Annotated in this window: 12 protein-coding genes; 11 read left to right on the top strand and 1 reads right to left on the bottom strand. The window is 64.8% G+C overall.

All coding sequences use genetic code 11. The features are described 5' to 3' along the window. The first annotated feature begins 66 nt into the window (after window positions 1-66). The 9 genes from WFJ01_RS18815 to WFJ01_RS18775 all read left to right on the top strand — a co-directional run bounded on the left by WFJ01_RS18815 (window position 67) and on the right by WFJ01_RS18775 (window position 4728). Window positions 67-498, top strand: a complete 432-nt coding sequence (locus WFJ01_RS18815; protein ID WP_336630008.1) for a hypothetical protein — start codon at window positions 67-69, stop codon at window positions 496-498. A 57-nt stretch (window positions 499-555) separates the two neighbouring features. After that, window positions 556-1797, top strand: a complete 1242-nt coding sequence (locus WFJ01_RS18810; RefSeq protein ID WP_336630007.1) for a hypothetical protein — start codon at window positions 556-558, stop codon at window positions 1795-1797. 18 nt (window positions 1798-1815) lie between these two features. Next, the gene (locus tag WFJ01_RS18805; RefSeq protein ID WP_336630006.1) at window positions 1816-2397 is read left to right on the top strand and encodes a hypothetical protein; all 582 of its coding nucleotides are present in this window, start codon (window positions 1816-1818) and stop codon (window positions 2395-2397) included. Then, the gene (locus WFJ01_RS18800; protein WP_336630005.1) at window positions 2394-2729 is read left to right on the top strand and encodes a hypothetical protein; all 336 of its coding nucleotides are present in this window, start codon (window positions 2394-2396) and stop codon (window positions 2727-2729) included. The genes WFJ01_RS18805 and WFJ01_RS18800 overlap by 4 nt, the downstream gene beginning before the upstream one ends. Before the next feature lie 3 nt (window positions 2730-2732). Continuing rightward, window positions 2733-2963 (top strand): hypothetical protein, encoded by a 231-nt coding sequence (locus WFJ01_RS18795; protein ID WP_336630004.1) that lies wholly within the window; start codon window positions 2733-2735, stop codon window positions 2961-2963. Next, a complete protein-coding gene (locus tag WFJ01_RS18790) occupies window positions 2960-3328 on the top strand; it encodes a hypothetical protein (RefSeq protein WP_336630003.1) in 369 nt (122 codons plus the stop codon). Before WFJ01_RS18795 ends, WFJ01_RS18790 begins: the two co-directional genes overlap by 4 nt. A gap of 79 nt (window positions 3329-3407) precedes the next feature. After that, the gene (locus WFJ01_RS18785) at window positions 3408-3965 is read left to right on the top strand and encodes a phage tail tube protein (RefSeq protein ID WP_336630002.1); all 558 of its coding nucleotides are present in this window, start codon (window positions 3408-3410) and stop codon (window positions 3963-3965) included. After that, window positions 3962-4339: a hypothetical protein gene (locus WFJ01_RS18780; RefSeq protein ID WP_336630001.1), complete on the top strand. Its 378-nt coding sequence runs from the start codon at window positions 3962-3964 to the stop codon at window positions 4337-4339. Before WFJ01_RS18785 ends, WFJ01_RS18780 begins: the two co-directional genes overlap by 4 nt. Beyond that, the gene (locus tag WFJ01_RS18775) at window positions 4339-4728 is read left to right on the top strand and encodes a hypothetical protein (protein WP_336630000.1); all 390 of its coding nucleotides are present in this window, start codon (window positions 4339-4341) and stop codon (window positions 4726-4728) included. The genes WFJ01_RS18780 and WFJ01_RS18775 overlap by 1 nt, the downstream gene beginning before the upstream one ends. On the opposite strand, the gene WFJ01_RS18770 is transcribed toward WFJ01_RS18775, so the two are convergent. Continuing rightward, window positions 4714-5199 carry a hypothetical protein gene (locus WFJ01_RS18770; protein ID WP_336629999.1) on the bottom strand — a complete coding sequence of 162 codons (486 nt, stop codon included), beginning with the start codon at window positions 5197-5199 and terminating at the stop codon, window positions 4714-4716. The two genes, WFJ01_RS18775 and WFJ01_RS18770, sit on opposite strands and share 15 nt — an antisense overlap. A gap of 33 nt (window positions 5200-5232) precedes the next feature. Between WFJ01_RS18770 and WFJ01_RS18765 the strand changes: the two genes are divergently transcribed. Both WFJ01_RS18765 and WFJ01_RS18760 read left to right on the top strand, forming a co-directional pair. Continuing rightward, window positions 5233-8043: a tape measure protein gene (locus WFJ01_RS18765; RefSeq protein ID WP_336629998.1), complete on the top strand. Its 2811-nt coding sequence runs from the start codon at window positions 5233-5235 to the stop codon at window positions 8041-8043. Beyond that, on the top strand, window positions 8043-8888 hold the full coding sequence (locus tag WFJ01_RS18760; RefSeq protein ID WP_336629997.1) for a hypothetical protein: 846 nt from the start codon (window positions 8043-8045) through the stop codon (window positions 8886-8888). Before WFJ01_RS18765 ends, WFJ01_RS18760 begins: the two co-directional genes overlap by 1 nt. Window positions 8889-8996 lie beyond the last annotated feature (108 nt).

The following is an 8996-nucleotide window of genomic DNA, read 5'->3' as shown; positions in this document are numbered from 1 at the left end:
CACTTCCCTCGGCAACCTCAGCCCCGTGGAGTTCGAACGACTTCACATCCCCGCCGCCACCGCGGCATGATCAACACAAACAACCCGTCCGGAAAAGCGGGTCAGGCTCCGAAGGCGATGTCGCGTAAGAACGAGGACACCGCCAAGTCGAACGCCGAGAAGGCCAAGAAGTACGACGAGCTCGAAGAGGCTAACAAGTCCGAGATCGAAAAGCTTCAGGCGCGGCTCGACGCCGCCGAGAAGTGGCGTACCGACCGTGAAGCGAAAGACACCGCAGCCGCAACGGCAGCGGAAGTCGCGAAGGAGAAGGGCGTTCCTGTCTCTGCTCTGCGCGGTGCTACCCGCGAAGAGCTTGAGGCGCATGCCGACGAACTTCTCACGATCCTCCCGAAGAAGCCCGCCGCACCGTCCGCAGACGGTCAGGGGGACGAGGGAGACGACATCGGCAACGGTGACATGTCGGCAGAGGACATCGTCGCGGCGGCAATGATCCGCTAACCCCCGTAGACGTTCGCCACGAACGCTCACGGGCCACAACTACACCAAGGAGGAATCGTGGCAAACATCTTCGTGAAGGGGCAGAAGCTCGCAGCTACCGCGCTCGGCCTGCTCCGCAAGCAGGTGAAGGCCCCGGGCCTGTTCACCTTCAAGTTCGGCATCCCCAATTTCAAGGGCGCGGAGGGCGACGTCGTCAACATCAAGCGCCCCGCGGTTCTCGTTGCTCGGGAGAAGCCGTGGCGTGGCGATGACGCGATTGTCGTCGACCGCCTTGCGAACTCCAAGATCCAGGTTGCCCTGAACCGGCACATTTACAGCGCGGTCGCTCTGTCTCCCGAGGAGGAGACGCTGGATGAAGTCGACTACGTCCGTGACGTGCAGGCCCCGCAGGTTTCGGCGATTCTCGACTTCTTCGAGGGCATCGTCGTGGGGGCCCTGCGCGCCGCATCGTTCGTGTTCGGCGTGACCTACAACACCGCAGCTTCGGACGGTACGCAGGATCCGCGGAAGGTCGCCATCAAGGCCCGCAAGCTCGCTCAGAAGGCGCATTGGCCGCTGACGGGTCGCTACTGGCTCGTTGGTGCGGATGTGTCCGAGGCGATCGCCTCCTTCGACAAGCTCCTCGAGGTTGACACCTCGGGGCTGCCCGAGGCGCTCCGTGAGGGTGTCGTCGGTCGCCTCGCAGGATGGACCATTGTTGAACTCGACGCTCTCGGCGACAGCGAGTCCTACTTCGTGCACGAGACGGCAATCGCGATCGCGAATGTCGCACCGGCTGTCCCTAACGGTGTTGCGAAGGGTGGCGGTGTCGCGGCCGGGAATGGTCTGGCCGTGACCCAGCTGTGGGACTACGACAGCACCTACATGAAGGACCGCTCCATCGTCCACGCCTTCGCTGGCGCCACGGCGGTCCTGGACCCGGAGCAGGGAGAGGACGGGTCGATCGTCCGCGACGAGAACGACCAGGTCGTTCTCAAGTTCCAGCGAGCGATCAAGGTCACCTTCGGTGCTGGTGGATCTGAGAAGGCGTCCTGGGCGGTCTCGATCACCGGCGCTCCGACCGGGGGCACGTTCACGCTCACCATTGATGGTCAGACCACCGATGCGATTGCGTACAACGCGTCCAACACGGCCATCGCCGCGGAGATCAACGAGCTGACCGGTGTGTCTGGCGCTCAGGTCACCGGTGGCGCGTTCCCCGCCAGCACGAAGACCGTCACGTTCAACGAGCGCGTCGGCACCTTCACCGCTACGGGTTCGTTCACGGGCGGCACCACCCCGGCCATCGCGGTCGCGTAACCCTCTGGAGGTCAGGTCATGGCAAGCGAAGACAACCTCGCATCCTCAACGGATGTGTCGGCCTTGCTGGGCCGTGACCTGACCTCCGCGGAGGCGGCACAGGTGGAAGCGCTGCTCACGCAGGCATCCGCCCTATTTCGAATGGCCTCCCGCCGCTCGTTCACAGCAGGCGAAAGCCTGGTGCGGCTCAAGGTGAACGGCGGAGAAGTTCGTCTCCCAGAGACGCCCGTGGTCAATGTCAGCGCCGTCACGGATGATGATGGCAACCCGGTCCCGTTCACACAGTTCCAGGGGACACTGACGGTTCCACTGCTGTCGCACCGGTTCGTTCGCGTCGCCTACACCCACGGATCCGACGCTGTCCCCGAACTGGTCGTGTCAACAGTCGCGGGCATGGTCGCCCGAGTGATGTCCATTGACCCGAAAGCAAAGTCGGGTGTCGTGCAGCACCAGACGACCGCAACGCCATATTCAGAGAACGACACCTACGCCTCTTGGGCCATCGGCGGGCAGGTCATGCTCTCACCGGCTGACATGGATGTTGCCAAGAACATGCGACCCACCAGGCTCTCCAACACGGTTGTCCTGGGATCCTCATGATCGGCGAGACGGTAACAGTCGAGCGGCCGGTAGAGACCGGTCGGAACTCGCACAACCAGCCGATCGTGGAATGGGTGCCCGAAACCGTCGATGACGTGCTCGTCGCGCCCGGCCCACGTGCAGACATCCCCGACACGGCCCGGCCAGCCGGTGTTGTGATCGCGTGGAACCTGCACTTCCCGAAGACATTCACTGGGAGCCTCCGCGGTGCCCGGATCCGGATCCGCGGCGGCGCGCCATGCGATGTCGTGGGCGACCCGCAGCCGTACACGCTCGAGAACACCCCGACCAGGTGGTGGATGCCGGTCGAGGTGAAGAACGCGAAGGGGTGACCGATGGCCGTGCGTCTGAACCTCACCGCCCTGAACGCGCTGATGCGTTCGGCTCCGGTCCAAGAGATCGTCGACCGTGAGGGGGAAGCGATCGCAGCGCGCGCCGGCGAGAACTTCGAGTACGTCCGTAGTCCTCACCGGTGGGTGGCGCGCGGGTTCGTGCAGCCGAAGAACGCACGCGGCATGCGGGAACAGGCGAAGAACGCTGCGCTTGAGCGCGCCTTGGGGGGATGATGCGTTTCCCCGACACCACATCCCTCGTGCTGGGCTTCCTCGCAGCACGAGTCAACGCTGAGGTCGTCACAGAGGTCCCCGCAGATCGCCCCGACCGGTTCCTGCTGATCTGGCGCAACGGCGGCCCTTCCGCGAACCGTATCGTCGATCACCCACTGATCACGGTCGAGGCATGGTCGCTCGACTCGACGGACGCCGCGGACCTCGCCGAAGCCGCCCGAACCGCGCTGCTGCACGAGACGACAGCGATGCCGCTGGTGCGCCGCAGCACTGAGATTACGGGCCCGTACTGGATTCCCGACCCTGAGTCGAAAACTCCCCGCTACCGATTCAGCGTGCAGCTGACGGTGCGTGCGCAGCGGTGACCGCTGCCGAACTCTCCTGCCACCACTCCCGGTGCAGGCATAACCCGGCCGCGGCCGGCTCATCTGAAAGGACACGCACATGAGCGTGAACGCAGAACTGGCGCGGATCTTCGGTTCCGATCTCGACGCCATCCACCTGGCACCGATCGGGACCACGCTTCCGACGACGATCGACGGGGCGCTCGACGCAGCGTTCGATGACGTCGGCTGGCTCTCTGATGACGGTCTGACCGAATCGCTTACCGGTTCCGTGGAGAAGAAGCGCGGGCACCAGGGCAACGGCGTGGTGCGTACGCGCATCTCGGAGCCGGGCACGACCGTGACGTTCCAGGCGCTCGAGTCGAAGGCGCAGACGAACGGTCTGCGTTACCACGAGAAGACCGCAACCTCTGCAGATGGCGTCCGTCACTCGACGCGCGGCCCCGGTCAGCGCATCACCGCACGCGCCGCCGTCATCGATGTGTTCGACGCGGACGAGACGACGGTCAAGGAGCGTTACGTCATTCCTCGTCTTGAGATCTCCCCGAACGGCGACCGGGTCCTGAACAACAAGGACATCTCGGCGTACCCGTTCATCGGCGAGATCATCGGCGACTACGACCACTTCGCAACCGACCTTGAGGACGTGACTCCGTGACCGACGAGAAGAAGCCTGGCAAGGCGCCGCAGGATCGGCAGCCGAAGGCCGAGAAGCCGAAGGTTGACACGGTCGAGATCACGATCGGTGACGGCGACGCGAAGCGGACGGTGAAGGCACGCCGAGTCGCGATCCGCGGCATCGTCGTAACCGTCCCCGAAGAGAATCTTGATGACTTCGAGGTTCTTGACGACATGCGTGCACTGCAGGACAACCAGGATCCGTCCCGGATGCCGTCTTTGCTGCGTCGCCTGATCGGTGACGATTTCCGGCGTGTCCTGGATGCTCTGCGTGGTGAGAATGGCCGCGTCAGCGTTGAGGACGGAACGAAGTTCGTTTGGGATCTGATTCAGGCGCTTAACCCAAACTACTGATGCTCGCGGGCGTCCTCAACGACCATGAGGGCGCCCTGCGGGCTTCACTTCAGTCCGAATACGGGCTGCGCCTGCTTGATGGCGGCAGAACGGATCCTGCCCGGACGCCCCGCGAGCTCGCAGACTACGTCGAGCACCTGCCTTCAGGGTGCGCGCTTGGTCGCGCACAGGGTGGGGCCGCCGCGTGGCCGGTGGAAGCGCTCGTCACCCGGGAGCTAGAACACTCGCTGCGGATGGTCGCTTGGCAGTTCGGCGGCGGGCAGGGCAAACGACCTGAACCGCTCAAACTCCCGGCCGCTGCTGGCGTGATCGAGCGGGAATCCACCGTGTTGTCAGCGAAGGCCGAGGCCCATGCGCGCCGTGCCGCGCGTCGGTCAGATGCTCGCTGACAGAGACGGATCGAAGACGGCACCAGTCGACTCGACCTTGGCGACTACCTCCTGCAGCTTGTCGGTAGCCCCCTGTACTGCTGAGGACGACGACTTCTGGCCCTTTCCTGGCGAATAGAGGATCGGAATGATGTAGTCGTCGCCGGATCGAGTACGCAGCGCGATCGTAATCTGAGTGACGGTCGCAAACTCCGCACGCCCGGTGACGGCACCGACGACGGCGCCGACAGGTCCGAACAGAATGCCAAGCCCAGCTGCGCGGCCAAGGCCTGAACGCGAGACGGTCTGTGGCTGGACATAGGTCGTGTACGACGCGAGTTCTGAGTACGGGACCACGTCGACAGAGCGCTTGAGCGACATCTTCGACTTGCCGTTCTTCCACGGCGAGTAGATCTCGTAGGTAGCATCCGCATCCGAGTATCTGAGGATGCTCGATGTCCCCATCCCGCCCCAAAGCGTCGTGTGTTTCATGCCCGAATCGTAGCGGGCGGTCGGGAGGTTGTCGTGACCATTGGTGCCGAGATCGCGAACGCGTATGTCGCGCTGACCGTGAAGATGCCGGGCGTGAAGGGCGACATTGAGCGTGCGCTCGGTGGGTCTGACGCGCGCGGCGCTGCCGAGCGCGGGGGATCCCTGATCGGTTCGACCGTTGCCGGTGCTGTCGGTGGCGCGGTTGCCGCGGTCACCGGCAAGGCGATCTCGGCAGTCATGGGGTCGATCGACGGGGCGATCAAGCGTGTTGACACGCTGAACTCATTCCCGAAGATCATGAAGAACCTCGGCTACTCCTCCGACGATGCGCAGAAGTCGATCGCGAAGATGTCCGACAAGCTCGCCGGCCTCCCGACATCACTGGACCAGATGGCGGGCGTGACGCAGCAGCTTGCACCGCTCACGGGCGGACTCGACCAGGCGACGAACCTGTCGCTCGCGCTGAACAACGCGCTTCTCGCCGGCGGTAAGTCCACGGTCATACAGGCGAACGCGATGGACCAGTACGTTCAGATGCTGGCGGTCGGCAAGGTCGACATGGCCGCCTGGCGGTCGTTGCAGACAGCGATGCCGGGGCAGCTCGACCAGATCGCGAAGTCGATGCTCGGCGCCACCGCGAACTCGAGCGACCTGTATGCGGCGATGCAGTCGGGCGGGGTGACGTTCGACCAGTTCAATCAGGCGATTCTGGACCTGGACAAGAACGGGCTCGCTGGGTACGCGTCTTTCGCTGCACAGGCGAAGGACGCGACGACGGGTATCGGAACGGCGCAGGAGAACCTCACAACCGCGATCACCCGTGGGCTGGGAAACCTGATTCAGAAGTTCCAGCCGCAGATCACCGGCCTTCTCACCGGCGTGACGCAGGCCGTGAACGACGGATTCAAGGGCCTTACCGGGGCGGTTGACTGGGTCAACCAGAACAAGGACTGGCTCGCACCGCTCGCGCTCGGCATCGGCGTCGTCACGGCGGGGTTCACAGCGATGGGGGCGGCGTCCGCGGTAGCCGCGGCCGGTGGTCTCACGAAGTGGCTGCTTGCGACGAAGGCAGGAGCAGCAGCACAGGCGGCCTTCAACCTCGTGATGAATGCGAACCCGATCATGCTGATCGTCACCGCGATCGGTGCGCTTGTGGCGGGGCTGGTGTACTTCTTCACGCAGACAGAGACCGGCAAGAAGATCTGGGCGGAGTTCTCTCGGTTCCTGGGCGAGGCGTGGGCGAACATCTCCGCGGCGGCGCAGTGGGCTTGGGAGAACGTGCTGAAGCCGGTATTCGAAGGCATCGGCGCGGTGGTGACCTGGATCTATCAAAACGTGATCTCGCCGATCTTCACGCTGATCGTGAACTACTTCCGATTCTGGGGCGCGGTGGCAGTGTGGCTCTGGGAGAACGCGATCTCCCCGGCATTCGCCGCGATCGGAGCCGTGTTCAACTGGATCTGGTCGACGATCATCCAGCCGATCGTTGGGCTGATAGCGCTCGAGATCCAGGGTCTCGGCGTCATCTTCGGGTGGCTGTACGAGAACGCGATCCGTCCCGCCTGGGAGGGCATCCAAGCGGCGATCGGCGCGGTCTGGTCATGGCTCGATCAGAACGTGTTTCCCGTCCTGCGCACAGCAATCGATCTGGTCGGTCAGGCGTTCGCGAACACCGCGAAGTCGATCGGTGTCGCCTGGGATGGCATCAAGAAGGCCGCGGCGATCCCGATCAACTTCATCCTCGACGTCGTGTGGAACAACGGGCTCCGTTCGTTCTGGAACGACATGGTCGACGGGCTCGGCCTGTCGGACATGAAGCTCCCGAAGGCGAATCTGATCCAGTTCGCATCCGGTGGTGTGCTGCCCGGCTACACACCGGGCCGGGACGTGCACCAGTTCTGGTCACCGACAGCGGGCGGGCTCGCGCTGTCCGGCGGTGAAGCGATCATGCGCCCTGAGTTCACCCGTGCTGTCGGTGGCCCTGCCGGGGTCGCCCGGCTGAACGCCATGGCACGGTCGGGGATGCTCGCGTTCAAGGACGGCGGGGTGCTCGGCGAGTTCGGGAACTTCGCGTCCGACGTGATCGACAACCTCCGCAAGGCGGGCGATTTCGTCTCCGGGATGATCATGGACCCGATCGGGACCGTGCAGCGCACCGTGATCGACGGTCTCCTCCGCCCCCTGCTCGGTGGCGCTGGGGACAACATCTTCGCGCGCACCGTGGGGCAGCTGCCCATCAATCTGATGCAGCAGATGGCGAAGCTGTTCCAGTCGAAGGGCGTCGGGCAGGGCACCGAGGGCATGGGGTGGGAAGCGATGTGGGCGCTCGTGCAGCGCTTCATCCCGGGCGCCACGCTGAACGATGCCCTCCGTCCTGCGGGAACGCAGACCGCGACCGGGTCGCTGTCGTACCACTCCCTCGGGCGTGCGATCGACATCGGCCCGGCGACGATGGACACGTTCAACGCCGCTCTGCGACTGTTCCCGAACGCGCGAGAGCTGATCTTCTCCCCGGCCGGGGACAGGCAGCTCTACAACGGCCAGCCGTACTTCTGGACCGGCATCAACCGCGACATGCACTGGGATCACGTGCACATCGCCATGGCGAACGGCGGAGTCGTCCCCGAGATGGGGAAGGCGAAGCTGTACGACCAGGGCGGGTGGCTGCCGCACGGTGGTGTCGCTGTGAACCGGTCCGGGCGTCCGGAGGCCGTGCTCGACCCGGAGCAGTCCGCGGCACTGCGGCGGCGCGGTGAGACGAACATCACCGTGCAGGCGCTGCCGGGCATGACCCCGCAGGAGCAGGCCGAACTTATTGTGAGGGAGTTGCGGTGGAATCGCTGATGGTCGAGATCGACGGGCGCCGGCTCTACACGGAGCCGGGCCGCGGTACGTGGTGGCTGACCGGGATGGAGGGGTTCTTCGATGCACCGACGAACCGTGTCGACGAGGATCTGATCCCCGGCGGTGACGGGGCGTTCGACGTCGATGAGCCCCTCCTGGAACCGCGCCGGCCGGTCATCTCGGGCTACTGCGAGGCGACCTCAGCCGAGTGGGCCAACCACGACGCGCGGGCGTGGCTCGCGTCTCTGGCAAAGAAGTCCGATCTCGGCTTTCGGGTCTGGGTCGGGGATCAGTGGATGCATCTGCGGTCAGCGAAGGTTCGCGGTCAGGTCAAGGTCAGCGATGTTGATGCGGTTTCGACGGAGTTCGAGATCCCCCTGTGGGCGGCCGATCCCCACAAGTACGGCGAAACGCGCCGCATCCACATGGACGCGATTGTCGAAGCGACCGGGGGTGTCGCGTTCCCCATCGTCGATGGAGCGATCGGCTTTGGTAGCACCGGTGGTGTCCTCTTCCCTGGGGTGTTCGCACTCACGAATCCGGGGACGGCGGAGTTCTACCCGGAAGCGTTCACGGTGGCCGGTCCGATGGCCGGCTTCACGATCCAGTCGGAGTCGTGGGTGATCGAGTATGACGGCCCGATCACCACCGGCCAGGAGCTTGTGATCACCCCGTACGCGGGCGGACGGGCTGTCCTTGGTGGCGGGGACGTGTCTCACAACCTGCTGCGGGCCGAGTGGGTGCCTGTAGCGCCGGGGGAGACCCGCGGTTTCTTGTTCACTCCGACTGATCCTGGCCCTGGTGCGGGGATCGTCGTCGACTACCCGGAAGGGGCGTGGTGGTGATGGTCACTGTTGCTGCTGGTCTTGTCGTAGATCTGAATACGGGCGGGCAGGGGACGACCGCTCAGGGGCTCCGGCGTGCGCTTGCTCCGCTGTTCAAACAGTCCGCGC

The sequence above is a fragment of the Microbacterium sp. MMO-35 genome (assembly GCF_037147555.1).
In the GTDB taxonomy this organism is placed as follows: domain Bacteria; phylum Actinomycetota; class Actinomycetes; order Actinomycetales; family Microbacteriaceae; genus Microbacterium.
Note: the sequence above shows the minus strand (reverse complement) of the source record. Positions and strands in the feature narration are given on the sequence as shown.

Coding starts and splice junctions, on each gene's coding strand:
- WFJ01_RS18815 (WP_336630008.1), top strand. CDS start 67: ATGATCAACACAAACAACCCGTCCGGAAAAGCGGGTCAGGCTCCGAAG.
- WFJ01_RS18805 (WP_336630006.1), top strand. CDS start 1,816: ATGGCAAGCGAAGACAACCTCGCATCCTCAACGGATGTGTCGGCCTTG.
- WFJ01_RS18800 (WP_336630005.1), top strand. CDS start 2,394: ATGATCGGCGAGACGGTAACAGTCGAGCGGCCGGTAGAGACCGGTCGG.
- WFJ01_RS18795 (WP_336630004.1), top strand. CDS start 2,733: ATGGCCGTGCGTCTGAACCTCACCGCCCTGAACGCGCTGATGCGTTCG.
- WFJ01_RS18790 (WP_336630003.1), top strand. CDS start 2,960: ATGATGCGTTTCCCCGACACCACATCCCTCGTGCTGGGCTTCCTCGCA.
- WFJ01_RS18785 (WP_336630002.1), top strand. CDS start 3,408: ATGAGCGTGAACGCAGAACTGGCGCGGATCTTCGGTTCCGATCTCGAC.
- WFJ01_RS18775 (WP_336630000.1), top strand. CDS start 4,339: ATGCTCGCGGGCGTCCTCAACGACCATGAGGGCGCCCTGCGGGCTTCA.
- WFJ01_RS18770 (WP_336629999.1), bottom strand. CDS start 5,199: ATGAAACACACGACGCTTTGGGGCGGGATGGGGACATCGAGCATCCTC.
- WFJ01_RS18760 (WP_336629997.1), top strand. CDS start 8,043: ATGGTCGAGATCGACGGGCGCCGGCTCTACACGGAGCCGGGCCGCGGT.